This window comes from Pseudidiomarina salilacus, assembly GCF_047323925.1.
In the GTDB taxonomy this organism is placed as follows: domain Bacteria; phylum Pseudomonadota; class Gammaproteobacteria; order Enterobacterales; family Alteromonadaceae; genus Pseudidiomarina; species Pseudidiomarina salilacus.
This window is the reverse complement of the sequence record NZ_CP178751.1, coordinates 900,683-927,523: the sequence shown is the minus strand read 5'-3', so window position 1 is coordinate 927,523 and position 26,841 is coordinate 900,683. Positions and strand designations below refer to the sequence as shown.

Below are 26,841 nucleotides of genomic sequence, written 5' to 3'. Positions count from 1 at the left end.
ATAAACGCTTGAAAAGCTAACCAACGCCCCCATCTTTGCCCTAGTGTTCACAAACAATAGTGTAGGAGAGATGACCATGGCGGAGACCCGTCAAGCGGAAACCTATGGGTTTCAGACAGAAGTGAAGCAACTGCTTCACTTGATGATTCATTCGCTTTATTCCAACAAAGAAATCTTCTTACGCGAGCTCGTGTCCAACGCTTCTGATGCGGCGGATAAGCTACGCTTCAAAGCGCTGAGCGATAACAGCCTGTTGGCTGACGACAGCGAATTGCGGGTCCGAGTCAGTGCCGACAAAGACGCTGGCACCATTACCATTAGCGATAATGGCATTGGCATGACCCGTGACGAAGTGATCAATAACCTCGGTACTATTGCGAAGTCAGGTACCGCAGAGTTTTTCAGTCAACTTTCAGGCGATGAAGCCAAAGATAGCCGTTTAATCGGTCAGTTCGGTGTTGGCTTCTATTCAGCGTTCATTGTTGCCGACAGTGTCACAGTGCGCACTCGTGCGGCCGGCGCGGCAAGTAATGAAGCGGTTGAATGGCATTCGAAAGGTGAAGGTGAGTTTGATCTGAGAGCCATCGAGAAAGCACAGCGCGGCACCGATATTATCTTGCACGTACGCGATGACGCCAAAGAATACCTCGATGAATCACGCCTGCGTGGCATTATTACCAAGTATTCCGACCATTTGAGCATTCCGGTACAAATGCCTGAACGTGATGACGATGGTAAACATAAAGAATGGCAAGCGGTGAATACCGGTCAGGCGTTATGGACGCGTGACAAGGCTGACATCAGCGACGAAGAGTATAAAGAGTTCTACAAAACTGTTGCCCACGATTTTGAAGACCCCTTGCTATGGAGCCACAACAAAGTTGAAGGTACGCAGGAATACACCAGCTTGTTGTACATTCCAAAACGCGCGCCTTGGGATTTGTGGAACCGCGAACAACAACACGGTATTAAGCTATACGTGAAACGTGTCTTCATCATGGACGATGCGCAACAGTTGATGCCAACGTACCTGCGCTTTGTGCGTGGCTTGATGGATTCCAATGATTTACCGTTGAACGTATCGCGCGAGATTCTACAAGACAACAAGATCACCCGCGCAATGCGCAACGGCAGCACCAAAAAAGTGCTCAGTATGCTCAGTAAGCTAGCTAAAGACGAGCCTGAAACCTATCAAGAGTTCTGGAATACGTTCGGTACTGTGCTGAAAGAAGGTCCTGCGGAAGACCACGCGAATCAAGAGAAAATCGCGAGCTTGTTGCGTTTTGCCTCTACCCATGAAGACAAATCTGAAGCTACGGTCAGCTTGGATACCTATCTTGAGCGCATGTCAGAGAAGCAAGACAAGATTTACTACATTGTCGCTGACAGTTACGAGGCTGCTCGTGATAATCCTGCGTTGGAAATTTTCCGCAAGAAAGGGATCGAAGTCTTACTCCTTTCGGAGCGCATCGATGAGTGGTTGATGAGTCACCTCAATGAGTACCGTGAGAAGCAATTCCAAAGCGTCACACGTGGCGATCTCGACTTGGGTGAACTGGACGATGCGGAAGATAAAAAACAGCAAGAGGAGCTTGAGAAATCGTTCGAAGAGCAAGTGAAACGCTTCGAACAAGCGCTGGGGGATAAGGTTAAAAGCGTACGGGTCACTCATCGCTTAACTAATTCACCGGCGTGCATTGTCACCGATGACAATGACATGAGCACGCAAATGGCCAAATTGATGGAAGCAGCAGGGCAAAAAGTACCGGAAACTAAGTACATTTTTGAACTGAATCCAGAGCACGCGTTGGTCAAGCAAGTAAGCACCATCAGCGATGATGCTAAGTTTGCTGAATGGGCTCAGTTACTGCTTGATCAGGCAACACTTGCAGAACGTGGTAGCTTGAAAGATCCGGCGCAATTTGTCAGTCGTTTGAATCGACTGATGATGGAACTTACCGGCGCATAAAAAACTGAGCAATGCCGACCAAAGTCGGCATTGCTCGGACTTGTATTGCACGCCTCTAAACGGTAAAGTTCGACCTAATTCAAAACGCACACCCATCAAACAGGAAAAGAGGTTGTAAATGCGCATCATCCTACTAGGCGCGCCAGGCGCCGGGAAAGGTACTCAAGCGCAGTTCCTAATGAAAACCTTTGGGATTCCACAAATCTCAACAGGTGACATGTTACGAGCTGCGATCAAAGCGGGTACCGAATTAGGCCAACAAGCAAAAGCCGTCATGGACGCTGGTAAGCTTGTTTCTGATGACATCATGATTGGTCTAGTGAAAGAGCGCATTGCGCAACCAGATTGCCAGAATGGCTTTTTGCTTGATGGTTTTCCACGTACCATTCCACAAGCCGATGCGATGCAAGAAAACGGCATCGAAATCGACGTAGTGTTGGAATTTGATGTGCCAGACGATGTGATTGTCAAGCGTATGGCTGGGCGTCGCGTGCATCCTGGCTCAGGTCGAGTTTATCATGTCGACCACAATCCACCACAAGTGGCCGGGAAGGACGATGAGACTGGCGAAGAGCTAGTGATTCGAGAAGACGATAAAGAAGCGACTGTGCGTAAACGCCTCGCAATTTATCATGAACAAACCGAGCCATTGGTCAATTATTATCGTAAACTAGCGGAGCAAGGTAAAACCAAGTTCCATAAAGTGGATGGCACCCAAGATGTTGACGTAATTAGCGCACAACTCGGTGCATTGCTTGGCTAATAGCTAGGTTAACCACAACGCATAATAATCATGGAAGCCCACCTTGTGTGGGCTTTTTTATGGGAGAACAACATGGCGTTAGAATTAGAAATTAGCTTACTCTATGCAGGCCTGCTGGCACTGCTGTATTTTGTCTTATCCGTTTTGGTGATTCGCCTGCGTTGGCGCGATCGCGTTGGTATTGGCACTGCGGATTCAAAAGATTTGGAAGTGGCAACCCGCGTGCATGCAAACTTTGCCGAATATGTGCCGTTTTTGTTGCTGATGTTAGTCCTCATGGAGCTTACTGGTGCCGGCCCCATCTTGTTGCATGCACTGGGTAGCTTGTTGTTCATTGCCCGCGTTGGCCATGCCATTGGCTTGAACAAGAGCGTTGGTCCATCTTTTCCGCGGACGGTCGGTGTGCTGGGTACCTTTATCGTGTTATTGGTACAAGCGGGCTACATGATCGGTTATGTGATCGGTCGAGTCTTATGACAGCGAGTTCGGAAGCTATGCCATTACCGCAGGGGTTTTATCGCTATGGCACAGCAACAGGGGCCAAAGTCTTGCTGTTGCATAGCTCACAAAGTAATAGTGGCCAGTGGCGTGAACTGATTCAACGCCTTACGCCTGATTATGATGTACTTGCGGTCGATCTTTTAGGTTACGGCAGGGCACCTGCAGCAGATGTTGAGCATAGTGATGCTTTTCGTTTTACTGATGAGGTACCACGTATTCTCGACGGCGTAGCGACGCTATGGGGAAATACGCCAGTTATGTTAGTAGGGCATTCCTACGGCGGTGCGTTGGCGCTTAAATTAGCGTTGGAAAAATTATTGCCAGTCAGCGCACTTGCTGTTTATGAACCGGTCGCTTTTCATATTCTCGATGCCAAAGATCCAGCACGGGCAGAAATCGAGACCATAGCCACTGAGACTGACCAAGCGGACGCTATGTTGAGCACCGAAATCTTTGTCGATTATTGGAATCAAGCGGGTTATTTTCGTGCCTTACCGGCAAAAGTACAGCAATTGATGGCAAGCCAAGCACATAAAGTGTCGATGGATTTCGCTGCACTCATGGGCGAACCGCATAAGTTGGTCGACTATCGATTACTCGACTGCCCAGTGTTACTGCTAACCGGCAGCGAATCGCGCTTAAGTGCGCAAACAGTAGCCGCACAATTGCAGCAAGTTTTACCGCAGGTAGAAGTCGAGCAGGTCAGCTGCGGACATATGGGACCTTTGACCCACCCACAATTAGTGAACCCACTGCTGGTTGGATTTATTCGCGATCATGCATCAGCAGTTGCAGAGGTTGGCGGTGACTAATTCATATAAGGGAGCGCGGGCGCAGTTTGCGTTATGGCGTGAACAGCCCGAATTGGTTTATCTGGATAGCGCGGCTAGCTGCCAAGTGCCTGACGCGGTGCTTGAACGCTATCTGCGTTACTACCAATTTGAGCATGCCAATGCGCATCGGGGTAATTATCCTTTGGCACAGCAAGCTACGCACCTATTAGAGTGTGCGCGAATGCAATTGGCGGATTGGATCGGCGGCACCGCTGATGCGCTGATTTTCACCAGCTCTGCCACCCATAGCCTGAATCTGCTTGCCAACGGTTTACAGCTCGATTGGCAAGAGGGTGATGAGATTGTCGTCACGCGGGCAGAGCACCATTCCAATTTGCTCCCATGGCAGCGCCTTGCAGAGCGCCACCAACTGAATTTGCGTTGGCTTGATTTAGATGCCGAGACCGGCGCCTTGCAAGACGACTGGCAAGCGCAGATTGGTCCGCGTTGTAAATTGCTAGCGATGACACTTGCCAGTAATGTCACTGGGCAATTGTTGCCAGCAGCTGCGGTTGTGGCTTATGCGCAACGCCAAGGCGCGATTACCGTGGTCGATTCCGCGCAAGCAGTCAGTAGTGTGCCGTTAGATGTTGGCCAACTAGGTTGCGATGCGCTGACATTTTCGGCGCACAAAATGTATGGCGTCACTGGCTGCGGCGTGCTTTACGCGACACCTGCCTTGCAAGCTAAGCTGCAACCGCAATGGGTGGGTGGCGGTATGGTGCAGCAGGTGAGTGCGGAGCTGAGTCGGTATCTTGAAGGTGTGCAGCAGTTTGAAGCGGGCACACCGAATACTGCGGCTATTGTTGCGTGCGCGCTTGCCGCGCAGTGGCTCAGTGCCGAGCGAGCGGGTGGCTTGAATGATTATCTACAGCAACTTGCAAGCGAATTGCGGGACCAATTGAACCAACGCAGTTGGTTACGCGTACTACCGCAGCAACAACCTAGCCTGCCGTTGATCAGTTTTTATAGTCCAGAACTGCATGCATTTGACCTTGCGGCCGTTTTAGCCGAACAAAACATTGCGGTGCGAGCCGGTAGCCACTGCGCACAGCCTTTTTTACAGGCGCTCGAGCAACAAGCGGTGGTCAGAGTGTCACTAGGCGCCTATAATACCGCCGCCGATTGCGAGCGCTTATGCAGCGCGTTAGATGATGCCTATCAGCTACTGAGCTGATCGCCAAGTAAAGAGAAATAAAATGAGCCGTACTGTCGCGCCAAATCACCCTGATCATTGGTGGCTTGAGACTAAAAAACTTATCCGCTTAACCGGTCCGATTTTGATCGCACAGCTTACGCAAATGTTGATGAGCGTGGTTGATACGGTGATGGCAGGGCGGGTCAGCGCGACCGATCTTGCCGCAGTTTCTGTCGGCGGCAGCATTTGGTTTCCGTCAACCTTATTGGTATTTGGTTTGGGGTTGGCGCTCGCGCCGATTATCTCGCATTTTGATGGTGCGCATAAGCACCATAAAGTCGCTAATATTGTCCAGCAAGGCTTCTATGCTGCGGCCATTGGCAGCTTGCTCTGCGTTGCGGTGATCCTTTGTGCGCCGTTGATTCTCAACGCCATGAATGTCGAGCCAGATTTTCGCACCATTACCCTCGATTACTTGTTCTATTTGCTCTGGGCCGTGCCAGCGCTAGTGCTTTACATGGTCTTGCGTAACTTCTGTGAGGGATTATCACACACCATGCCGTCATTGGTGATTGGGGTGATTGGGCTACTGGTGAATATTCCGGCCAACTACATTCTGATTAACGGCAAATTTGGTTTGCCAGCACTCGGCGGTGCGGGCTGCGGTTTAGCAACAACCATCGTGATTTGGGTGATGGCTTTGAGCTTGCTGCTCTATGTGCTCTGGACCAAACGCTTTAAAGCAATCGGAGTATTTGCCAAATGGTATAAGCCTGATTGGGATGACATTTGGTACATCGTACGTCTGGGTTTTCCAATTGCCACCTCTATGTTCTTTGAAGTAAGCCTGTTTGCCGCTGCTGCTTTGGTTATTGCTCCGCTTGGCGCAACTGTGGTGGCCAGTCATCAAATTGCCCTGAATATCTCGTCGCTGGTCTATATGGTGCCACTGAGTCTATCGATGGCGGTAACGCTGCGGGTTGGCTTTGCTTTAGGTGCCGGCAACCCAGCAAACGCCATGCAGAGTCATAAGTTAGCGACGTTTTATGGCATGACCTTCGCGGCTGTAAATGGTTTGATTATGTGGCTCGGTGGCGCGTGGTTAGCGAGTCTGTATACCAACGACACTATGGTCATCAACACCGCTGCCACCCTGATGGGTTTAGCCGCTATTTTCACCCTGTCGGATACCTTCCAAGCGGTGGCAATGGGTACCTTGCGTGGTTACAAAGACACCAAAGTCGTCATGCTTATCACTTTTGTGTCGTATTGGCCGTTCGGTTTGACCATAGGTATCTTATTGTCGCGCACTGACTGGATTGTGCCGGCAATGGGCGCACCAGGCATGTGGATTGGCTTTATTACCGGTCTTAGTGTTGCTGCAGTCTTGCTGACTTGGCGTTTGCGTCACGTTAGCCGCAACTACGTGACGCGCCAACAACGTCAAGCTAAGCCCGACGTTGTTGCAGAACCTGCAGCACTTGATTGAGATCCAAGCCTTCGCTGTGTAACACCACCATCAGGTGATAGAGCAGGTCAGCACTTTCATTCAGTAACTCTTCGCGGTCGCCAACAGCGGCCGCAAGGGCAACTTCGACCCCTTCTTCGCCAACTTTCTGCGCGGCACGTTTACTGCCTTGTGCGAGCAAGCGTTCGGTATAGCTTTTGCTGTCAGCATTGGCTTGGCGTTGTTGGACTACCCGCATGAGTTGCGCAAGCATGGGCTGCTCACTATGATCTGCGCTACTGAAACAACTCTCAGTGCCGAGATGACAGGTCGGCCCCTGTGGCAACGCCAAGACCAAAATACTGTCGTGATCACAGTCGGTGTGCACACTGACCAGTTGTAGTGTGTGGCCTGAGCTTTCGCCTTTGGTCCACAAGCGTTGCTTACTGCGACTATAAAAGGTGACTTGTTCAGTTGCCAAGGTCTGCTCAAGCGCTGCTTGATTCATGTAGCCTTGCATAAGTACGGTACCGCTGAGCGCATGTTGCACAATCGCCGGCACCAAGTCCTGTTGTTTGGCAAAGTCGATACTCTGCAGGTTCGCTTGGGTAATCTTCATCATCAACGTCCTGTAGTGGGTTTAGCCGGTAATGCGCATGGTGATCTGTTGCTGCTGCAAAGTGCGTTTGAGATCAGCTATAGGTACAATTTGTTTATGGAACACCGAAGCAGCGAGCGCACCGTCGACATCTGCTTGTAAAAAGACATCGGCAAAATGCGCAGCTGCACCTGCGCCACCAGAAGCAATCAATGGTACTGGACAAATGGCACGCATCGCACGTAGTTGTTCAATATCATAGCCATTGCGAACGCCATCTTGATTCATACAATTGAGGACGATTTCACCAGCGCCTCGGGCCACCACCTCTTTGAGCCATTCGGCCGTTTGCCAACGGGTTTGCTGGCTTTTACTTTCGTCGCCGGTGAATTGGTAAACCAGATAGCGGTCGGTGGCAGCATCGTAAAAACTGTCGATGCCAATGACCACACACTGCTGGCCAAACTCATCGACGAGACGATTGATCAAATCCGGGTCGCGCAGCGCTGGCGAGTTGACCGAAATTTTGTCGGCGCCCATAGCGAGAATCGTTTGCGCTTGTTCGACAGAGCTAATTCCGCCGGCCACAGTGAACGGAATATCAATGACGCGAGCAATGCGTTCCACCCAGGATTTATCGACCACGCGGGCATCCGACGATGCAGTGATATCGTAAAACACCAACTCATCAGCCCCTTCGGCGGCATAGCGTGCTGCTAAAGGCTCAATCTCACCAATGATTTCGTGATTACGAAATTGTACGCCTTTGACCACTTGGCCATCGCGGACGTCAAGGCAAGGGATTATGCGTTTGGCCAACATGCGAATGCCTCCTCAAGGGTGAACTTGCCTGTCAGCAAAGCCTTGCCAAGAATGGCGCTATCGCAGCCGATGGCCTGCAGCGCACGTAAGTCGTCAAGCTGTGCGGCACCGCCAGAGGCTTGAATGACTAACTGCGGATACTGCTGTTTGAGGCGCGAATATAAATCGGTGTTGTAACCGCTCAGCATGCCATCTTTGGCAATGTCGGTGCACAGCACGTGGCGCAAACCATAAGGTAAAAAGCGCTCGATGGCTTGTTCTAACGTAAGTTCTGAGGTTTCTTGCCAGCCATGAGTGGCAACATAGGCATTGCCGTCAGCGGCAATACTGACGTCTAACGATAAGACAATGGCGTCGCTGCCGAATTCTTGTAGCCAGTCGCTGACCAGTTCGGGTTGTTTTACCGCTAATGAGCCGATCACCACCCGTTGAACACCAGCGGCAAATAGCGCTTCGATGTCACTGCGTTGACGAATGCCGCCACCGACTTGCACTTGCATCGGCAACTCGCGGGCGAGGCGCTCAATGGTTGCGACCTGACGTTTGGCAGGGTCACGTGCACCATCAAGGTCGACAACGTGCAGCCAACGGGCACCAGCTGCTGCGTAAGCTTGAGCAATGGGCATCGGATCGCTAGCAAAGGTGGTCTGACGGGCAAAGTCGCCTTGTTGCAAACGCACCACCTCGCCGTTGATTAAATCAAGCGCGGGTATCAGCATCGCTTAACTCCATAAAGTTTTTCAAAATCTGCGCGCCAATGGCACCTGAACGTTCAGGGTGAAACTGTGCGCCAAAAAAGTTATCGCGGCGAATCATCGCGGCGAAGGTTTGTCCATAGGTAGTGCTGGCGCTGGTGTACTTATCGGCGGCCACGGCATAACTGTGGACAAAGTAGCAGTAGGCAGGCGCGGCAATGTTGTTTAACAAAGGATTATCGCCGACCGCAGTTAGCGTATTCCAACCCATGTGCGGCAACGGTTGCCCTTGGCTATCCAGTGGCACAGTGCGCGCTGGAATGACATTCAGGCAAGCAACATCACCTTCGGCCGACCAACTAGTGAGCAACTGCATGCCGAGACAAATACCCAACACCGGCTGTTGCAGTGCGCGTAGCGTCGGTACCAATTCAAGTGCTTGCAAGTTACGCATCGCCGCTTTGGCGGTGCCGACACCGGGCAAGATGACCTTGTCAGCGGCTTGGATGCGCGCCGCGTCGGCGGTCACTTCAGGTTGGTAACCGAGACGTTCAAAAGCAAATTTGACCGATGACAAATTTGCGCATGAGGTATCGACGATAACTAAACTCATGCCAACATACCTTTGCTTGACGGTAATTGCTGATCGCCAGTACGGGCCACCGCTTGGCGCAAGGCACGTCCGAACACCTTAAACAAGCTCTCAACCTGGTGGTGTGAGTTGCCTTCAGTGGTCGATAGATGCAAAGACACCGCCATGGCATCTGCAATCGAACGGAAAAAGTGGCTGACCATTTCAGTACTTAATTCACCGACTTCAGAGCGACTGAATTGCGCGTCCAATTGCAGGTAAGGGCGACCCGATAAGTCAATCAAACACTCCGCACGACACTCATCCATTGGCAGCGCAAAGCCGAATCGTCCGATCCCACGTTTATCGCCCAACGCTTGGCGCAGTGCTTGGCCAAGGGCCAGGGCGGTATCTTCAACCGTGTGGTGTTCATCAATGTGTAGATCACCCGTGACCGCGATGTCCAGCGCAATCCCGGCGTGGGTAGCAATCTGGTCGAGCATGTGGTCAAAAAAGCCGATACCGGTACTAATACTGTTTGGTCCAGCACGGTCTAGGTCGACGCCGATGCGGATTTCCGTTTCTTTGGTAATTCGTTCAACCCGCGCGGTGCGAGGCTGATCCAGCAATTGGTGCTGGATTGCACGCCAGTTCAGTTGCGAGCGGTCGTAACGTAAACCACGGATACCCATATTGGCAGCGAGCTGCATGTCGGTTTCGCGATCCCCGATGACGTAAGACTTGCCGAAATCAACCTTGCCTTGCTGTAAATAATCACTGACCAAGCCGAGTTTTGGCTTGCGACAACTACAATTATCGCTGTCAAAGTGCGGGCAAATCAGCACCTCATCAAAACGCACACCCTGTGATTTGAATATCGCCATCATCAGGTCGTGTGGTGCGTCAAAATCTTCTTGTGGAAAGCTGTCGGTGCCTAAACCGTCTTGATTTGACACCATTACCAGCCGATAGCCAGCAGCTTGTAAGGCCAAAAGCACTGGAATGACATCCGGCTCAAAGACTAATTTGTCGATGCTATCGAGTTGTTTATCGATAGGTGGCTCTTCGACGAGGGTGCCATCGCGGTCGATAAATAAAATGGGTTGTCCACTCATGCGGGTAACACCTCAAATAGTTGGTCCATTTCTTCGGCACTGCCGATACTTATGCGAACGCAAGGGCTGAGGCCCGGTTGGCTCGACTGGTTACGAATCAGCACACCTGCTTGCTGACATTGTTGCACTATTGCCGGGGCGTCGGCGACTGAAATCAGCACAAAATTAGTGGCCGAGGGCCAGATTTTCTCCACCCAAGTTTTGCTTTGCAGCACTTCAAGTAAACGCTCACGTTGTTCTAGAGTCGCCGCAACTTGTGCCTGCATCAACTCAATCCCCTTTGCGCTAAGGGCTGCAGTCGCACCGCTAATAGTTGGTTCTGGTAGCGGATAGGGTGCAATGACTTTGCGCAAAATATCCATGACCTCGGGCTGGCCGATGGCAAAGCCACAGCGTAAACCAGCTAAACCATAAGCTTTGGATAAGGTACGTAATACGACTAACTGCGGATAGCGTGCCAGCCAGTCACTGATCTGCACTTGTGCAGAACTTTGTTCAATAAACTCAACGTAGGCTTGGTCAAGCACGACCAATGCCTGCTCACCGACGCCTTCGAGCAATTGCTCAAGTGCACCACTGTCCACCAAGTTGCCAAGCGGGTTCGAAGGGCTGCAAACGAAAATCAGTTTAACCCGTGGCTGTTGCTGATCACGCAACCGTTGCAACATGGTGGGTATGTCTAGTTGTAAACTGTTGTCCGCACTGGCTATCAGTGGGCAATCAGCGACCGCAGCGCCTTGCGTGGCAGCACTGATTGCGTACATACCATAAGTAGGGGTGGTGATCATCACTGCATCACGCACCGGTTCACAGAACGCCCGAATCAACAGGTCAATAGCTTCATCGCTGCCACGGCAACTTAAAACTTGCGCGCTTGTCACGCCAGCGTAGTCGGCGTAGGCCTGATTCAGCGCGGCACTTTGAAAGCTCGGATACCGGTTCCACTGTGGTGCCTGTGGAAACGCTGGTGTTTGCGGCGCTTCATTGGCGTTCAGCCAAGTTGAGCCGCCGCTCATACTGCGTCGCGCTGACTGATAAGGCACCAGCTCGGCAAGGTGCTGACGTTGCAGGTTGTTGACGAATTCAGCACTCATGCGTCTTGCTCCAAACGAATAGTGACCGCGCGGGCGTGGGCATCGAGGCCTTCAGCTTCGGCTAAACCGACAATTGCTTGGGCAAGGCCGGCTAAGCCATCGCGAGTCGCGCGTTGACTGGTATAGCGACGATAGAAGTCGAGCAGACCCAAACTACTCACAGTGTTGGCAAAACCATAGGTAGGCAGCACGTGATTGGTGCCCGTAGCATAGTCGCCGCCCGATTCTGGCGTATACGGACCAATGAACAACGAGCCGGCGTGAGTTAACTGCTCAGCGAGCGCGTCGGCATTTGCCGTTTGTACTGACAAGTGTTCTGGTGCGTAGTCTTGGCTGATAGCGACAGCCTCAGCTAGATCTGCAACTTCAATTAAGGCACTGTTGGCTAACGCCTGGCATGCGATGTCAGCCCGCGAGAGGCTGCTCAGCTGCTGATAGAGTTCATTTTTAACCGCTTCGATTTGACTTGCCGCCGGACTCAAGAGCACTACTTGTGAATCGCTACCGTGTTCGGCTTGCGATAATAAATCTGCGGCGACAAAAGCTGGGTTCGCATCGGCATCGGCAATCACCAGCAACTCAGAAGGGCCGGCTGGCATATCAATTGCGGCACCTTGCGGGTCTTGCGAGACCATTTGCTTGGCAGCCGTCACAAAGCTATTGCCTGGACCAAAAATTTTATTCACCTTGGCAATCGATTCGGTACCGTAGGCGAGTGCAGCAATCGCTTGCGCACCACCACAACGATAGATTTCGGTAATGCCACATTTTTGCGCTGCATAAAGGATGGCCGGCGCTAGGTCACCGTTACGATCGGGTGGACTCACGAGCACCACTCGTTTACACCCAGCTATTTGTGCCGGAATACCGAGCATGAGCGCGGTCGAAGGTAATACTGCGGTACCGCCAGGCACATACAAACCCACCGCTGATAACGCCGCGTAGCGCATTTGGCATTCAATGCCGGGCGCCGTTTCGACGCTGATCGCTTGCGGTTGCTGCGCTTCGTGGAAACGACGAATGGTACCGTAGGCAGTGTCGATGGCCGCTTTAGTTTGCGGCGCGAGCTGACTGATTTGTTCGGCAATGCGGGACGCCGGATAACGTAATTCGGTTAAATCTGGACAGTCGAATTTTTGCGTCAAACGGATCACTGCCGCATCGCCTTGCTGGCGCACACTCTCGACAATTTCAGTGACGCTTTGCGTTAATGCCGCCGAGACTTTCTGGGTCGGCCGCTGCAACAACGCTTGTTGTTCCGCTGTGTCGAGTGCTGACCAAGCAAAGCAACGCTCAGCGAGGTTCAATGTTGTATCGCTCATGACTTACCCCAGCATTTTCTCAATCGGCAGCACTAGAATTGAGCTACAGCCAACGGCTTTCAATTCTTCCATGGTTTCCCAAAACAGCGTTTCGGTACTCACCACGTGTACGGCGACCAGTTTGTCGGTGTGGGTCAACGGCAGAATCGTTGGATCTTCGGCGCCTGGCAACAAGGCTACGACTTGCTCAAGTGCAGCGCGTGGAGCGTGCAACATGATGTATTTGCTTTCCCGCGCCATTTGTACGCCATCAAGCCGTGGCAATAATTGATCGACCATCGCTTGCTTTGCCGCATTGAGTGGCTCTGGGCGCTGAATGATTTGCGCTTGGCTGGTGAAAATCACTTCCTTTTCGACCAAGCCGTTGGCTTCTAGGGTTGCGCCGGTGGAAACCAAATCACACACCGCATCGGCAAGGCCGGCACGCGGTGCCACTTCTACGCTACCGGTTAAAATTGCGGTGCTGGCATTAACACCCTGCTTTTGCAGATAATCTTGCAGCAAGTACGGGTAAGTGGTGGCAATGCGCTTGCCTTCAAGGTCTTGTACGCCCTTGTAACTGTCTTCTTTAGGTACCGCCAAAGACAGACGACAACCGCCAAAATCAAGTGAACGTAAACGTTTCACCGCGGCCGGTAATTTAGTTGCGACACGCTCTAAACGCACTTCTTCGAGTACGTTTTCACCAATGATACCAAGGTCGACAACACCATCCATGACCAAGCCTGGAATGTCATCGTCACGCACGCGAAGTAGATCGATCGGTTGGTTGCTGCTGTGTGCCAGCAAGCGTGCTTCGTGCAAGTTGAATTTTACCCCACAGGCTTGCAGCAAGCTCAGTGACTCTTTACTTAAACGTCCTGATTTTTGAATCGCAATTGTTAAACGTTTGCTTGAAGTATCGACAACCATAATCTTTTTAAACTCCTATAAAAAAACCCCGAAAGGTTGCCTCTCGGGGTTCTTAGAATGGTGAAGGCAACCATCAACGTGTTAGCCTCCAGCGCATACAGCTTGGCTAACGTCGGTGTGAACGGTGATGGTGATGCCAAATTGTTGTGCGCATATTCATTCCTCGTGTTTCAGTTGCTAGAGATTGTATAAATTACAGATTGCTCTTGCAACCCTTAAAAATAAGCTTTTAACCATTTCTTGTATGGCAACTTGTATAGTTACCATGGCTGCAGGCATCGCGACGTTGCGCATACAACTCTACATAGCTTGTTCGGCACTTTTACGGTAGGCTTGCCGATAAAGTTCAACTCAAATTTTCCCGCAGCATGACAGCGATTAGTAAACATTTTCAGCCCGATAGTGCCTTGGCTCAAGCGTTGCCCGGTTTTTCGCCGCGTCCTGCGCAAACTGAGATGGCCGAAGCGATCGCGACTACCCTGAAAACCAAAGGGCAGCTAGTGGTTGAAGCAGAAACTGGCACCGGTAAAACCTACGCGTATTTAGTACCGATTCTGCTCAGCAAAGGCAGTGCGATGATTTCTACTGGTACCAAAGCGTTGCAAGAACAGTTGTTTCATCGCGATCTACCGGCTTTGCGTGATGCGCTTGCACCGCACAAGCAAGTCACTTTGCTAAAAGGGCGCAGCAACTATTTGTGCATTCATCGTTTACAACAGAATTCTGCCCATGCCGCTGAGCTGTCGAAAACCGTGCAAAAGCAATTGGTGGAAGTGAAACGTTGGTCACTGCGCACCGAAGATGGCGATGTCGCCGGTTTAGCGCAGCTACCAGAAGATGCTGAAGTGTTACCGCACGTAACCAGTACAGTGGATAATTGTTTAGGTCGCGACTGCCCGGTTTATGAAGATTGTTATCTAGTGAAGGCACGCAAACGGGCACTTGAAGCCGACATTGTGGTGGTAAATCATCATCTGTTCTTTGCCGATATGGCACTTAAAGATGTTGGGTTCGGCGAGCTCATCCCCACGGCTGATGCCTTGGTTTTCGATGAAGCACACCAGTTGCCGGATATCGCTAGCCAGTATTTTGGTGAAGCTATTGGTAGTCGGCAATTGCAAGAGCTTGCGCAAGAGGCGAAGGTGCTGTATCTGACTGAAGTCAAAGACCTGCGGCAACTCGACAAAGCTGCTGACAAGTTACTGACCAGCCTACGCGATTGGCGCCTCGTTTTCCCGGCGGATCCCCAGCGTGGCAATTGGCGTCAGTTTCAACAGCAAGACAATGTGATTGAAGCGGCACGCTTGGTGACTGAAAGCTTAGAGTTTTTCCGCGATGTAATGAAAACCGCGATTGGCCGTAATCAAGATCTGGATGCCTGTTATGAGCGCTGTGTCGAGTTCATTCATACTTGGCACTGGTTGCAGCAAACCGAGCGCACCGGTTACAGCTTTTGGTATGAAACGACGCCGCGTCACGTGGTGTTGCACCAAACCCCGTTGCAAGTAGCGGATAAGTTTGGTGGCTTCGTGGCCAAGTCAGATGCCAGTTGGATTTTTACTTCGGCCACGCTGGCGATCAACGAAGATTTTAAGCACTTTACGCGACTGCTTGGTATTCAGCAGGCGCAAACCTTATGTTTGCCCAGCCCGTTTGCCTTTGCCGAACAAGGTATGCTCTGTGTGCCGAGGTTTTTACCGCAACCGCATCAGCGCGAAATGTTGGATGCGCTGCTCGACATCACCACTCAGGTATTAGATGCGAATCCCAACGGCGGCACCTTTGTGCTGTTTACCAGTCACCGCATGCTGCAATTGGTGGCGGAACGCCTCGCGCATGTCACCGATCGGCCACTGTTTGTGCAGGGTACGGTAAATAAGCGCGAATTACTGGCAGACTTTATCGCCGCGGGCAACGCCGTGTTGCTTGGTACGGCCTCGTTTTGGGAAGGCGTTGATGTGCGCGGGCAAGCGCTGACCTGTGTCATCATCGACAAGCTGCCATTTGGCGCCCCCGATGATCCCTTGTTGCAAGCGCGTATTGAAGACTGTCGTTTGCGTGGAGCAGACCCTTTCAGTCAGGTACAATTACCACCAGCGATTATTGCTTTGAAGCAAGGGGCAGGTCGACTGATTCGCGACCGCAGCGATCGCGGTGTGCTGATTGTGTGTGATCAACGCATCGTGACACGGCCTTATGGCAAGCTCTTTGTCGGCAGTTTGCCGCCCTTGAAGCGCACTCGCGACTTGCAGCAGGCTCTTGAATTTTTACGCACGATTAATGGAGAAGCGACGGCATGAGCGACGTCTTACTCGCGATTGATACCGCCACAGAACAATGCTCGGTAGCCCTAAGCTATCAGGGGAAGGTTTACACGCGCAGCACACTTGCACCGCGCGAACATTCGCAGAAAATCCTTGGGTTTGTCACCGAAGTCCTGAGCGAGGCTGGGATTGGACTGGAACAGGTGGACGGCATCGTTTGTGGCCATGGGCCAGGTAGCTTTACTGGGGTCCGTATTGGTGTTTCTGTCGCACAAGGGCTGGCGTTTAGTCACACTTTGCCGGTGTATCCCGTCTGTACATTAGCGGCTCTAGCACAACAAGTCGCTCGCAAGCACGGCGCAGCAACGGTCGTTAGCGCCATCGATGCGCGGATGCAAGAAGTTTATCTTGCTTGCTACGCGGTCACCGCGACTGGGGTCACGGAATTGGTGGCGCCGCAAATGGCTGCTCTAAGCGATTTGAGCCAAGCAGCTTGGTGGCCTCAAGGTGCGTTAGTGGGTGCTGGAACCGGTTGGCAAGCGTACGCTGCTGAACTGGATCCGAATCGCACGGTCAACGTATTAGAGGATGTTACTTTGCCGCTGGCAGAAGACATGTTGCTGTTGGCAGCACAGACACAGCCAGTGCCAGCGGAAGAGCTTGAACCGCTGTACGTCCGTAATGAAGTCACCTGGCAAAAATTACCGGGACGCTAGTCGGCTCCCCGTCAGCGTTTAAAAGGAGAAGTTTATGTTGAAGTATTGGTTTATTGCCGCCGCAACTTTGTCGTTAGGCGCTTGTTCAACGATTCCTGACGAACTGGCGGTGGCCAACGAAGACAATTTAGTGACCTACACCACGGCGTTAGATAACCCTGCGCAAGCAGAGGGTAGCTCAGCGCGCTGGGGCGGTGTCATTGCCGAAGTGAGCAATAGCGACGACGGTACTGTAATTGAAGTGGTCAACTATCCACTTAATTCTTATGGACGCCCAGTGGTGACCGATAACAGTGACGGTCGTTTCCGAGCCGTGATTGACGGTTTTGTCGATCCAATGGTTTACGAAAAAGGCCGCAGTGTGACCTTTAGTGGAACCATCGGCGCACCAGTTGAAGATAAGATTGACGAGTATCGGTATTTGTTTCCAACGCTGAATGCGAGCGGTCGCTATTTGTGGAAAGAGCGTCAGCAGAATACCGCTGAAGTCGATTACAGCTCTTTATGGTATCGTCATTACTGGTACTCACAGCCTTATCGCATCTACTACCCAGTGCCTGTGCGCACTAATGGCGGGAGTCAGAAGAGCGGTGGTGACAACAACTAAAGACGGATAACGATGACTGATCACTTCCAACAGGCTCAGCTTTCGGCTGAGCCTGTTTCATTTCAACTCAACTGGGGCTCTTTAGCGGGCTTGCGCTGGGGGAACCCAAACGGCACGGTGATTCTGGCGTTGCATGGCTGGCTCGACAACGCCCATAGTTTTCTCCCACTCGCCGAACAGTTTTTAACGAGCTCGGAATCTCAACACTGCCAACTTATTGCGCTTGATTGGGCGGGTCATGGGCACTCAGATCACCGACCTGCGGGTAACTACTATCCGTTTTTGGATTACGTGTATGACGTCGTGCAATTGGCTGAACGACAGCAGTGGCAGTCGTTTCATGTCATTGGCCACTCAATGGGTGGCTATGCTGCCAACCTTTTGGCAGGGGTACGCCCCGATTTACTGCTATCGTTAACCATCATCGAAGCCTTTGGCTTGTTGACGAGCCCAGCGGAAAAAATTCTTGAGGATTTGCGCCAGAGTTTCAAAAGTCGGTCGTTACAGCAACAAAAGCGACGCCCGCACTATCCAGATTTAGCGACAGCGGTACAAGCGCGTTTGCAGGCTGGCGATTTTTCCGAGCTACTCGCCGCATTGCTGGTCCATCGCGGCATTGAACAGCTAGCTGAAAATGATTTCCGCTTTCGTGCCGATGGCCAATTACGCACCAAGTCGCCACTGCGTATGAGCACCGAACAAGTGCGTGCAATTCTGCAAGCAATCGCTTGCCCGATGAAGCTGATCCTCGGCAGTTCTGGCCATCGTAAGCAATTAGAGCAAGGCTTAGCACAATGGCAAACTTGCGTGCCACAGTTGCAAATCGCCGAAGTGACGGGTGGGCATCATGTCCATATGGAGCAGCCTGAAGCGATTTGGCGGCACGTTCGCGACCTGTTGGCAACGGCAAAACGCTAGTTTAAACTGGTCGGATATGCGAAACTTACCGCAAAAGAACATGAATCAGGAGCACGAGAGCGTGGAAAGAATCTGGTTAAAACGATATCCAGCTGGGGTCCCAGAAACGATTGACCCAAACCACTTTAATTCAGTGGTCGACATTTTCGAACAGAGCATTGAAGCCTACGGTGACCGCACAGCTTATGTGAATATGGATCATGAAATGTCCTTTCACGAGCTCGATGCCGAAACAAAAAAGTTTGCTGCGTACCTGCAAGGCAAAGGTCTGAAGAAAGGTGACGCAGTTGCGGTGATGATGCCTAACTTGCTGCAATATCCAGTCGCACTTTTTGGTATTCTGCGCGCAGGTATGACAGTGGTGAATGTGAACCCACTGTACACGCCACGCGAACTGAAACATCAGTTAAGCGATGCCAAGTGCAAAGGTATAGTCATTCTCGATAACTTTGCCCACACTTTAGAAAAAGTTATCGGTGATCTGGACTTGCCCCACGTTATTTTAACCAGTATCGGTGACTTGTTGCCGGCACCGAAGCGTTGGATCGTTAACTTTGTTGTCAAGTATGTCAAACGTATGGTTCCGAGTTATAGCTTGGCCAGCACGGTGCGGTTCAACGACGCCTTGGCAAAAGGCGCGAAACAGAAATACACCCGCCCAGAAATGAGCGGTGATGATCTTGCATTCTTGCAATATACCGGCGGTACCACGGGCTTAGCCAAAGGCGCAATGCTGTCGCACCGCAATATGGTAGCGAATCTGGAACAATGTTCAGCAGTGTTCGCGCCGCTGGTAAATGACGGTGAAGAAACCATTATCACCGCGCTGCCGCTGTATCACATTTTCGCGTTAACGGTGAACTGCCTGACTTTTATGAAGCACGGCGGTAAGAATATCTTGATCACGAACCCACGTGATATGCCGGGTTTCGTGAAGGAACTTTCTAAGCATCCATTCTCGATGATTTCTGGCGTTAACACCCTGTTCAACGGCTTGTTGAACACTGAAGGCTTTAAGGATCTCGATTTTTCTAACCTGAAAATCGCAATGGGCGGTGGCATGGCGGTGCAAAAGGCCGTTGCCGAGCGCTGGGAACGCGCGACCAAGTCGCGTTTGCTTGAAGGTTATGGTTTAACTGAGTGTTCACCGGTTGTCACCGTGAATCCTACCGATATTGAGCACTACAACGGCACTATCGGTATTCCATTGCCCTCAACAGATGTGCGTGTGGTCGACAGCGATACCGGTGAAGAAGTTGCGCAAGGCGAGGTCGGCGAGTTACAAGTGCGTGGCCCGCAGGTCATGGTCGGTTATTTGAATCGTCCTGAAGAAACCGAAAAAGTCATGCGTGGCGAATGGTTTATGACCGGTGACATCGGTCTCATGGACGAGCAGGGCTTCTTTAAAATCGTCGACCGCAAAAAAGACATGATTTTGGTCTCTGGGTTCAACGTTTACCCTAACGAAATCGAAGATGTTATCGCTGAGCACGAAAAGGTGTTGGAAGTCGCAGCTGTGGGTGTTCCGCACGACTCTTCTGGCGAAGCAGTGAAGATTTTTGTGGTGCGTAAAGATGACTCTCTCACTGAACGTGAGCTTATTGATTTTGCGCGCGAAAACCTCACCGGCTATAAAGTGCCTAAATTTGTCGAGTTCCGCAAAGAACTACCGAAAACCAATGTCGGTAAGATCCTCCGTCGCGAGCTCCGCGATGAAGAAGAGGCAAAGGCGAAACAAGCATCGTGACCATTGCTTATCAATTGGTAACTAGCGCCGCTGCGCTTGCGGACTTTTGTCAACAAGCGCAGACGGCGAAATTTCTTGCCGTCGATACTGAATTTGTGCGGACCCGCACGTTTTACGCAAAGCTTGGGCTGATTCAGGTGCAAGCGGGTACGCAAACGGTATTGATTGATCCCGTTGAATTAGGTGAAGCGGCAATCAAGCCGTTGTGGGACTTGTTTGCCGATGAACGCCACATTATGGTGATTCATGCTGGCGGTGAAGACTACGAGATCTTACATCAGCATATGGACCGCTTACCGACGGCGTTGTTCGACACACAGGTTGCTGCCGCGATGTTAGGCTCGGGCGAAGCCCTCGGCTATGCCGCTTTGGTGCAAGCGCGGCTGGGTGTTGAGCTAGATAAATCGCAATCGCGCACCGACTGGATGCAACGCCCCTTAGCAGAAGCGCAGCTTGAGTACGCGGCCGCCGACGTATTTTACCTCGAGAAGATTTACCCAGAGTTGTATACCGAAGCCGAGCAAAGCGGCAAACTCGAGTTGATCTTGGCCGAATCCGCGTGGCAAGCGCACAAACGCGCGCAACAAATTCCAGACCAATGGCAGTTCCTGTATTTTGGCAATGCTTGGCAGTGCAATGCCGAGCAACTGCGGGTATTACGCGAATTATGTGCCTGGCGTCAGCAGCGTGCGCGCAGTGCCGATTTACCCTTAGGTTTTATTGCCAAAGACCATTCATTGCTGGAAATTGCGCGCCGCATGCCGAGCAACAAGCAACAGCTACAGAGCGTTAAAGACCTCTCACCGGTTACCGTGCGGTACAATGCTGACGCCATGTTGAACGCAATCAAACGTGGTCAAGCGGCAGGTGACTTGGGATTACGCTTGCGGCGTATCACCGATATCCCCAGTTACAAAAAAGACTTTCAAGCCATCAAAGAGCAGGCGCAACAAACGGCAACGGAGCTGGGCATTGACGTCGCCCTAGTGGCCTCGCGGCGGCAAATAAACGATGTGATTCATTGGTGTCGCCAGATTCCATCGCACATTAAGGCCGAATTACCGCCGCCAGACTTGTTCGCAAGTTGGCGAGGGGCTAAGCTTAGAGCCACTATTGAACAATTACTGAAATGAGTGGTGACAACGCATGTTGTGTGCGGTCTATCGTAGTCCAAAACGCGCCGATACCTATTTGTATATGGCGCATCCAGCCGATTTTTCATTGCTTCCTGAAACCTTAGCAAAAAGTTTTGGTCAACCTCAAAAGGTGATGGTGATTGCGTTAAACGATGAACGCAAACTTGCCCGCCTCTCGATTGCGGATCTCAAGCAACATCTTGAGGACCCTGGATTCTATCTACAGCTACCACCACCGCCCGAGAATTTACTAAAAAAGGAGTTGGCGAAATGAAGAAATTGCTGTCGAGTGTTGTACTAGGCGCGAGTTTGTTGGCTGCGCAATTGCCAGCCTGGGCCCAAGATGCGGAAGGCTTCGCTGACTACGTCGTAAAAATTAAATCTGAGGCTTTGGAAAAAGGCTACAGCGAAGACACTTTAGAGCGCGCTTTTGCGAACGCTAAATTTTATGAACGCGCCGTGAGCGCAGATAAAAACCAACCGGAATTTAAACTCACGCTCGATACTTATTTACCGCGTGCAGTACCGGAATGGAAAGCGGAACAAGCGGTTGAGAAGTACAACGAGCACAAAGAACTGTTAGAAGAAGTCGGCGCTAAATATGGCGTGCAACCGCGCTTTATTGTGGCGTTATGGGGTATTGAAACCAACTTTGGTAACTACACTGGTGGTTTTGATGTGGTTTCGGCCTTAACCACCATGGCCTATGAAGGTCGCCGTGAAGAATTCTTCAAAAACCAACTGTGGCAAGCGCTTACCATTATCCAAGATGGCCACATTGACCCCGAGCAAATGAAAGGTTCGTGGGCGGGTGCCATGGGTCAAACCCAGTTTATGCCGAGCTCGTTCATGGCTTATGCCGTGGATTATGATGGCGATGGTCGCAAAGATATTTGGAACTCCATGGGTGACGTTTTTGCCTCTGCTGCGAACTATTTGAAGCAAGCGGGCTGGCGCGATGATGTGACGTGGGGCCGTCAGGTGCAGTTGCCTGCGGATTTTGACGTGGCCTTGGCGGACTTAAAAAACAAGAAATCACTCGCCGAGTGGCAGCAGTTAGGCATTCGCACTATGGAAGGTGATGACTTACCGACCCGTGCCGATATCGAAGCCGCTGTGGTGATTCCGGATGACAAAGATGGCCGCGTGTACTTAGCCTATGCCAACTACGATGCACTGATGCGCTGGAACCGTTCGCATTACTTTGTGGCAGCGGTAGGCTATTTGTCTGACCGGATTCGCTTTCCACGATGAACGCGATCAGTAAAATTGTCTGTGTGGGTCGCAATTATGCGGCCCACGCAGCTGAATTGAATAATCCCATCCCCACTGAACCGCTGTTATTTATTAAACCACCGAGTAGCTTAACCACACTTGCAGAGCTTCGCATTCCAACGCACTTGGGTGCGTGTCACCATGAGCTAGAGATTGCTGTGCAGGTTGCGAAGCGGTTGCAAAATGTTGACGCAGAAACCGCAGCGCGCAGCCTTGGTAAGGCGACTTTAGCTATCGATTTGACCCTGCGCGATGTGCAAGACCGTCTTAAAGCACAAGGGCAGCCATGGGAACGTGCCAAGGCGTTTGATGGGGCCTGCGTATTAGCACCGTGGCAGGCTTTCGATAATCTGGATACTGTGCAGCACAGCCAGTTCCAGTTGTTACGTAACGGCAAGCTGCAGCAAGACGGTGATGCCACCGCAATGCTAACGCCAATTGCCGAACTTGTAGCACACATAAGTCACGTGTTTACGCTCGAGCCTGGCGACGTCGTGCTGACAGGAACTCCGGCCGGCGTCGGGCCCTTGGCGGTTGGTGATACCTTGGAATTACATTGGCAGATGGCTGAGCGAGAACTGCAGTGGTCGGCACGGGTACAAGCACGTGACTAAGCCACAACCCTTTTGGCAAAGTAAGTCATTTAGCGAAATGACCCATGCTGAATGGGAATCGATCTGTGATGGCTGCGGTAAGTGTTGTCTACACAAGTTGATTGATAGTGATGATGTCGACGAGACGGTACACTTTACCGATATCGCCTGTGTGTTGCTCGATTGTGACAGCGGACTTTGCAGCAATTATGCCGAACGTAAAACGCACGTGCCGGACTGTGTTGTGATTACCCCCGACAACATTTTTGAACTCGACTACTTACCTCAATCCTGTGGCTATCGCCGTTTGGCCGAGGGCCGCGACTTACCGAGCTGGCATCCGTTACGTCATGACGGGTCGCGGCAACCTATGATGGATGCTGGAATGAGCGTAGCAGGGCGCTGCATTAACGAAAGCGAGGTCCATGAAGACCTCGAATTACGTATCGTTACCTGGCCATTACGCCACCATGATTAGCGCGCTTTAAAGTTTACGCGCGCCGAGTAAGCGCACGGCAATAACCACTAGCGCTAAGCCTGTATAAAACGCAAAGATGATACGCATCCACTCTGGCATGCTCATGTCTAAGAATACCCAGCTAATGTCACCACAAAGCCCCGGAGCTTCAAATAAGCTTGGGAACCAATCGAGCAGCGGGAGCCAATCTGGAAAGACCGGAAAAGCATCGCACACCGCAAAGTAAGCATTGGCTGATTGTTGGGTGACCACGTGGTCATGAGCGATGCGTAGGCCCCAAATCGCGGCCGTAAGCCAGGCTGCATAACTTAGTATGCGTGTAATGAGCAAGCGCGGCGCTAACAAGGCAGGCAACGCCGCTGCAGCAATCCCCATGACTGCGACTCGCTGGTAAATACATTTGACGCACGGGTCGAGCCCCATTTGGTACTGCATGTAAAGGGCGGCTAGGACGAGTCCAACCGCTGAGGCAAAAAGTAGTGCCCAAGCACCACGACGCTCTGGTAATTGACTTAAAAACTGCATGTTAGGCTCTCGTTGTCATTTTTATTCGGCAAAGAATACCAAGCCATTGGCAGAAGTCGATAGCTTTCTGTAAAGCAAGTGCGACAAAACTTGTCCGACCATTGGAAAGACTGGTAAAATCCTTGCTTCGTTAGTGCAAAGGCTAATTCCGTTCGCGAACCATAACGTAAAAGTAGGCGAATACATGATCATCAAGGCACAGAGCCCAGCTGGGTTTGCAGAAGAATACATCGTTAAGTCCATTTGGAATGGACATTTTGCGCCAGGTACCATTTTACCTGCTGAACGCGAGCTGTCTGAATTGATCGGTGTGACGCGAACGACCCTGCGTGAGGTGTTGCAACGCCTAGCTCGCGATGGTTGGCTGACTATTCAACACGGCAAACCAACCCGCGTGAACAACTTCTGGGAAACCTCAGGTCTGAATATTTTGGAGACGTTAGCACGCCTTGATGAAGACGGCATGCCTGAATTGGTTGACCAACTGTTGTCGGCGCGCACCAATATCAGTGCTATCTATATTCGCGGTGCGGTGCGGAATGCACCAGAAAAAGTTGCTGAACTGCTAGCAGAAGCTGAAGGTTTGGCTGACACTGCTGATGCGTTTGCAGACTATGATTACCGTCTCAACCATGATTTGGCGCAGGCCTCTGGCAATCCGATTTATGTGCTCGTATTGAATGGTTTTAAAGGTCTGTATTCACGGATTGGTAATTTCTACTTCTCCAACCCGGAAGCACGTAAATTGGCGCGCAAGTATTACGCGGACTTGAAAGCTGTCGCCACCGAAGAAAAACGCGATGAAGCGGCATTATTGGTGCGTGATTACGGTTACGCCTCGGGCCGCATTTGGCACAGTATGCGCGGACAAATACCGGCGAATCTGGTCGAATAGGAAAGGTTAAATAAAAAAACCCCGCAATCGCGGGGGTTTTTGTTAGTGCTGAGCTTGATTCTGCGAATTAAGCGAAGTTTTTCGCTACGAATTCCCAGTTCACCAAGTTCCAGAATGCACTCAAGTAGTTCGGACGCGCATTACGATAATCGATGTAGTATGCGTGTTCCCAAACATCGACCGTAAGGATAGGCGTTACTGATTCGTCAGTCAGAGGCGTTTCAGCATTGCTGGTGTTCACGATAGCAACTGAACCGTCGGCTTTCTTCACCAACCAAGTCCAACCGGAACCGAAATTGCCAGCCGCTTGTGCGTTGAACTCTTCTTTGAATTTGTCGAATGAACCGAACGCAGAGTTGATTGCGTCAGCTAATGCACCTGTTGGTTCACCGCCGCCATTTGGGCTTAGGCAATGCCAGTAAAAGGTGTGGTTCCATACTTGCGCTGCGTTATTGAAAACACCGCCTGAAGAGGTTTTGATAATTTCTTCAAGTGATTTGCTTTCCATGTCGGTGCCTTTCACAGCATCGTTCAGCTTGGTTACGTAAGCGTTGTGGTGCTTGCCGTAGTGATACTCAAGTGTTTCGGCAGAGATATGCGGTTCAAGTGCATTTTTCTCATAAGGTAGTGCTGGTAGTTCGAATGCCATGTCGACTCTCCATTGTTGTTTTCATGAATTAGTTCGAAGCGTTACTAGTTTACCATTGAATTTGCTTCGTGCTGTCTCAATATACTCAGATTGAGGCAGAAAAGATTATTTCAAGGGTAGTAAGCTTTTTTTCTATTGTCAGTAGAGCCTACCAAAGAAGGCACGCGACTACTGCAATGGGCGCTCCTCTTATGATAAACTTCGCGCCTTATAAAGCCCAATCGATGTGAGGATGATTGCATGGAAACTGTAGAAAAAATTAAGCAGCAGATTGCTGAAAACCCAATTCTGCTCTACATGAAAGGTTCACCGAAGTTGCCGAGCTGTGGCTTTTCTTCACAAGCTTCGCAAGCCTTAATGAGTTGTGGTCAAGCCTTTGCTTACGTTGATATTTTGCAGAATCCAGATATCCGTGCAGAATTACCGAAATTCGCTGACTGGCCAACCTTTCCACAATTGTGGGTTGAGGGTGAACTCATTGGCGGATGTGATATTATTCTGGAGATGTTCCAGAAGGGCGAACTACAAGAACTGATTAATGAAGTTGCAGAACGCAATCCTGCACCTTCTGAAGATTAATTTTTATTAAAACAACCAACATTACGGAGAATTAAAATGGGTGTATTAGTAGGCCGTAAAGCTCCTAATTTCACTGCTGCTGCGGTATTAGGAACGGGTGAGATTGTTGAGAACTTTAACTTGCATGAGCAAATCAAAGGTAAGAAAGCGGTTGTTTTCTTCTATCCGTTGGACTTCACTTTTGTTTGCCCTTCAGAGTTGATCGCGTTTGATCACCGTTTAGCTGAATTCCAAAAGCGCGGCGTAGAAGTGATTGGTGTTTCTATCGATTCACAATTCACGCACAACGCATGGCGTAACACTGCTGAAAAAGATGGCGGTATCGGCGAAGTGAAATATCCTTTGGTCGCTGACGTGAAGCACACTATCTGTAAAGCCTATGACGTTGAGCACCCAGAAGCTGGCGTTGCTTTCCGTGCATCATTCTTGATCGACGAAGAAGGCGTAGTACGTCACCAAATCGTCAACGACCTACCGCTAGGCCGTAACATCGACGAAATGATTCGTTTGGTTGACGCGTTGAACTTCCACCAGAAGCACGGCGATGTATGCCCAGCTGGCTGGAAAGAAGGCGACGAAGGTATGAAAGCTGACGCGAAAGGCGTAGCTGATTATCTGTCTAAGAACGCAGGTAAGCTGTAAGAGCGAAAAGCGTTATTCGTTGTTCGTTATTCGTTAT

29 protein-coding genes are annotated in these 26,841 nt (G+C 51.0%); 19 read left to right on the top strand and 10 right to left on the bottom strand.

Annotated features, from left to right (window positions below; all coding sequences use genetic code 11):
* Positions 1-76 precede the first annotated feature (76 nt).
* The 6 genes from htpG to ACJ8W9_RS04480 all read left to right on the top strand — a co-directional run bounded on the left by htpG (position 77) and on the right by ACJ8W9_RS04480 (position 6,693).
* Entirely contained in the window at positions 77-1,969 is a 1,893-nt protein-coding gene (gene htpG, locus ACJ8W9_RS04505; RefSeq protein ID WP_411358704.1) for a molecular chaperone HtpG, read from the top strand.
* Between the two features lie 118 nt (positions 1,970-2,087).
* A complete protein-coding gene (gene adk, locus ACJ8W9_RS04500) occupies positions 2,088-2,732 on the top strand; it encodes an adenylate kinase (RefSeq protein ID WP_411358702.1) in 645 nt (214 codons plus the stop codon).
* Positions 2,733-2,804: 72 nt separating this feature from the next.
* Complete coding sequence (locus ACJ8W9_RS04495; protein WP_411358701.1) at positions 2,805-3,209, top strand: MAPEG family protein; 405 nt, start codon at positions 2,805-2,807, stop codon at positions 3,207-3,209.
* A complete protein-coding gene (locus tag ACJ8W9_RS04490) occupies positions 3,206-4,045 on the top strand; it encodes an alpha/beta fold hydrolase (protein ID WP_411360528.1) in 840 nt (279 codons plus the stop codon). The genes ACJ8W9_RS04495 and ACJ8W9_RS04490 overlap by 4 nt, the downstream gene beginning before the upstream one ends.
* Entirely contained in the window at positions 4,038-5,243 is a 1,206-nt protein-coding gene (locus ACJ8W9_RS04485; RefSeq protein WP_411360526.1) for an aminotransferase class V-fold PLP-dependent enzyme, read from the top strand. The genes ACJ8W9_RS04490 and ACJ8W9_RS04485 overlap by 8 nt, the downstream gene beginning before the upstream one ends.
* Before the next feature lie 22 nt (positions 5,244-5,265).
* A complete protein-coding gene (locus tag ACJ8W9_RS04480) occupies positions 5,266-6,693 on the top strand; it encodes an MATE family efflux transporter (RefSeq protein ID WP_411358695.1) in 1,428 nt (475 codons plus the stop codon).
* Here the strand turns inward: ACJ8W9_RS04480 and hisIE are convergent.
* The 8 genes from hisIE to hisG are packed head-to-tail and all read right to left on the bottom strand — an operon-like array spanning position 6,653 to position 13,780.
* Positions 6,653-7,270 (bottom strand): bifunctional phosphoribosyl-AMP cyclohydrolase/phosphoribosyl-ATP diphosphatase HisIE, encoded by a 618-nt coding sequence (hisIE, locus tag ACJ8W9_RS04475; protein WP_411360940.1) that lies wholly within the window; start codon positions 7,268-7,270, stop codon positions 6,653-6,655. The genes ACJ8W9_RS04480 and hisIE overlap by 41 nt on opposite strands.
* A gap of 21 nt (positions 7,271-7,291) precedes the next feature.
* Complete coding sequence (hisF, locus tag ACJ8W9_RS04470; RefSeq protein WP_411360523.1) at positions 7,292-8,071, bottom strand: imidazole glycerol phosphate synthase subunit HisF; 780 nt, start codon at positions 8,069-8,071, stop codon at positions 7,292-7,294.
* On the bottom strand, positions 8,053-8,790 hold the full coding sequence (hisA, locus tag ACJ8W9_RS04465; RefSeq protein WP_411360522.1) for a 1-(5-phosphoribosyl)-5-[(5-phosphoribosylamino)methylideneamino]imidazole-4-carboxamide isomerase: 738 nt from the start codon (positions 8,788-8,790) through the stop codon (positions 8,053-8,055). The genes hisF and hisA overlap by 19 nt, the downstream gene beginning before the upstream one ends.
* Positions 8,771-9,379: an imidazole glycerol phosphate synthase subunit HisH gene (gene hisH / locus ACJ8W9_RS04460; protein ID WP_411360520.1), complete on the bottom strand. Its 609-nt coding sequence runs from the start codon at positions 9,377-9,379 to the stop codon at positions 8,771-8,773. The genes hisA and hisH overlap by 20 nt, the downstream gene beginning before the upstream one ends.
* Positions 9,376-10,452, bottom strand: a complete 1,077-nt coding sequence (hisB, locus tag ACJ8W9_RS04455) for a bifunctional histidinol-phosphatase/imidazoleglycerol-phosphate dehydratase HisB (protein WP_411360519.1) — start codon at positions 10,450-10,452, stop codon at positions 9,376-9,378. The genes hisH and hisB overlap by 4 nt, the downstream gene beginning before the upstream one ends.
* Complete coding sequence (hisC, locus tag ACJ8W9_RS04450; RefSeq protein WP_411360517.1) at positions 10,449-11,546, bottom strand: histidinol-phosphate transaminase; 1,098 nt, start codon at positions 11,544-11,546, stop codon at positions 10,449-10,451. The genes hisB and hisC overlap by 4 nt, the downstream gene beginning before the upstream one ends.
* On the bottom strand, positions 11,543-12,868 hold the full coding sequence (gene hisD, locus ACJ8W9_RS04445) for a histidinol dehydrogenase (protein WP_411360515.1): 1,326 nt from the start codon (positions 12,866-12,868) through the stop codon (positions 11,543-11,545). The genes hisC and hisD overlap by 4 nt, the downstream gene beginning before the upstream one ends.
* A 3-nt stretch (positions 12,869-12,871) precedes the next feature.
* Positions 12,872-13,780 (bottom strand): ATP phosphoribosyltransferase, encoded by a 909-nt coding sequence (hisG, locus tag ACJ8W9_RS04440; protein ID WP_411358685.1) that lies wholly within the window; start codon positions 13,778-13,780, stop codon positions 12,872-12,874.
* A gap of 368 nt (positions 13,781-14,148) precedes the next feature.
* On the opposite strand from hisG, the gene ACJ8W9_RS04435 reads away from it, so the two are divergent.
* The 10 genes from ACJ8W9_RS04435 (at position 14,149) to ACJ8W9_RS04390 (ending at position 23,514) form a co-directional block, all read left to right on the top strand.
* Entirely contained in the window at positions 14,149-16,080 is a 1,932-nt protein-coding gene (locus ACJ8W9_RS04435; protein WP_411358684.1) for an ATP-dependent DNA helicase, read from the top strand.
* Positions 16,077-16,760 carry a tRNA (adenosine(37)-N6)-threonylcarbamoyltransferase complex dimerization subunit type 1 TsaB gene (tsaB, locus tag ACJ8W9_RS04430; RefSeq protein ID WP_411358682.1) on the top strand — a complete coding sequence of 228 codons (684 nt, stop codon included), beginning with the start codon at positions 16,077-16,079 and terminating at the stop codon, positions 16,758-16,760. The genes ACJ8W9_RS04435 and tsaB overlap by 4 nt, the downstream gene beginning before the upstream one ends.
* 34 nt (positions 16,761-16,794) lie before the next feature.
* Complete coding sequence (locus ACJ8W9_RS04425; RefSeq protein WP_411358680.1) at positions 16,795-17,367, top strand: Slp family lipoprotein; 573 nt, start codon at positions 16,795-16,797, stop codon at positions 17,365-17,367.
* A gap of 12 nt (positions 17,368-17,379) precedes the next feature.
* A complete protein-coding gene (locus ACJ8W9_RS04420; RefSeq protein WP_411360514.1) occupies positions 17,380-18,285 on the top strand; it encodes an alpha/beta fold hydrolase in 906 nt (301 codons plus the stop codon).
* Positions 18,286-18,346: 61 nt separating this feature from the next.
* Positions 18,347-20,032 carry a long-chain-fatty-acid--CoA ligase FadD gene (fadD, locus tag ACJ8W9_RS04415; protein WP_411358678.1) on the top strand — a complete coding sequence of 562 codons (1,686 nt, stop codon included), beginning with the start codon at positions 18,347-18,349 and terminating at the stop codon, positions 20,030-20,032.
* A complete protein-coding gene (gene rnd, locus ACJ8W9_RS04410; protein WP_411358676.1) occupies positions 20,029-21,165 on the top strand; it encodes a ribonuclease D in 1,137 nt (378 codons plus the stop codon). The genes fadD and rnd overlap by 4 nt, the downstream gene beginning before the upstream one ends.
* A 13-nt stretch (positions 21,166-21,178) precedes the next feature.
* The gene (locus tag ACJ8W9_RS04405; protein ID WP_411358675.1) at positions 21,179-21,442 is read left to right on the top strand and encodes a YcgL domain-containing protein; all 264 of its coding nucleotides are present in this window, start codon (positions 21,179-21,181) and stop codon (positions 21,440-21,442) included.
* Positions 21,439-22,422 carry a lytic transglycosylase domain-containing protein gene (locus ACJ8W9_RS04400; RefSeq protein ID WP_411358674.1) on the top strand — a complete coding sequence of 328 codons (984 nt, stop codon included), beginning with the start codon at positions 21,439-21,441 and terminating at the stop codon, positions 22,420-22,422. Before ACJ8W9_RS04405 ends, ACJ8W9_RS04400 begins: the two co-directional genes overlap by 4 nt.
* The gene (locus ACJ8W9_RS04395; protein WP_411358673.1) at positions 22,419-23,057 is read left to right on the top strand and encodes a fumarylacetoacetate hydrolase family protein; all 639 of its coding nucleotides are present in this window, start codon (positions 22,419-22,421) and stop codon (positions 23,055-23,057) included. The genes ACJ8W9_RS04400 and ACJ8W9_RS04395 overlap by 4 nt, the downstream gene beginning before the upstream one ends.
* Positions 23,050-23,514: a YcgN family cysteine cluster protein gene (locus ACJ8W9_RS04390; protein WP_411360513.1), complete on the top strand. Its 465-nt coding sequence runs from the start codon at positions 23,050-23,052 to the stop codon at positions 23,512-23,514. The genes ACJ8W9_RS04395 and ACJ8W9_RS04390 overlap by 8 nt, the downstream gene beginning before the upstream one ends.
* Positions 23,515-23,520: 6 nt before the next feature.
* Here ACJ8W9_RS04390 and dsbB read toward each other — a convergent pair whose 3' ends face one another.
* Positions 23,521-24,039, bottom strand: a complete 519-nt coding sequence (gene dsbB, locus ACJ8W9_RS04385; protein ID WP_411358670.1) for a disulfide bond formation protein DsbB — start codon at positions 24,037-24,039, stop codon at positions 23,521-23,523.
* Positions 24,040-24,223: 184 nt separating this feature from the next.
* Here dsbB and fadR point away from each other — a divergent pair, with 184 nt between their 5' ends.
* Positions 24,224-24,934: a fatty acid metabolism transcriptional regulator FadR gene (gene fadR / locus ACJ8W9_RS04380; RefSeq protein WP_411358669.1), complete on the top strand. Its 711-nt coding sequence runs from the start codon at positions 24,224-24,226 to the stop codon at positions 24,932-24,934.
* Positions 24,935-25,001: 67 nt separating this feature from the next.
* Here fadR and sodB read toward each other — a convergent pair whose 3' ends face one another.
* On the bottom strand, positions 25,002-25,583 hold the full coding sequence (gene sodB, locus ACJ8W9_RS04375) for a superoxide dismutase [Fe] (RefSeq protein WP_034732411.1): 582 nt from the start codon (positions 25,581-25,583) through the stop codon (positions 25,002-25,004).
* Positions 25,584-25,823: 240 nt separating this feature from the next.
* On the opposite strand from sodB, the gene ACJ8W9_RS04370 reads away from it, so the two are divergent.
* On the top strand, positions 25,824-26,162 hold the full coding sequence (locus ACJ8W9_RS04370) for a Grx4 family monothiol glutaredoxin (protein WP_034732409.1): 339 nt from the start codon (positions 25,824-25,826) through the stop codon (positions 26,160-26,162).
* Between the two features lie 36 nt (positions 26,163-26,198).
* Positions 26,199-26,804, top strand: a complete 606-nt coding sequence (locus ACJ8W9_RS04365; RefSeq protein WP_411358668.1) for a peroxiredoxin — start codon at positions 26,199-26,201, stop codon at positions 26,802-26,804.
* Positions 26,805-26,841: the final 37 nt, after the last annotated feature.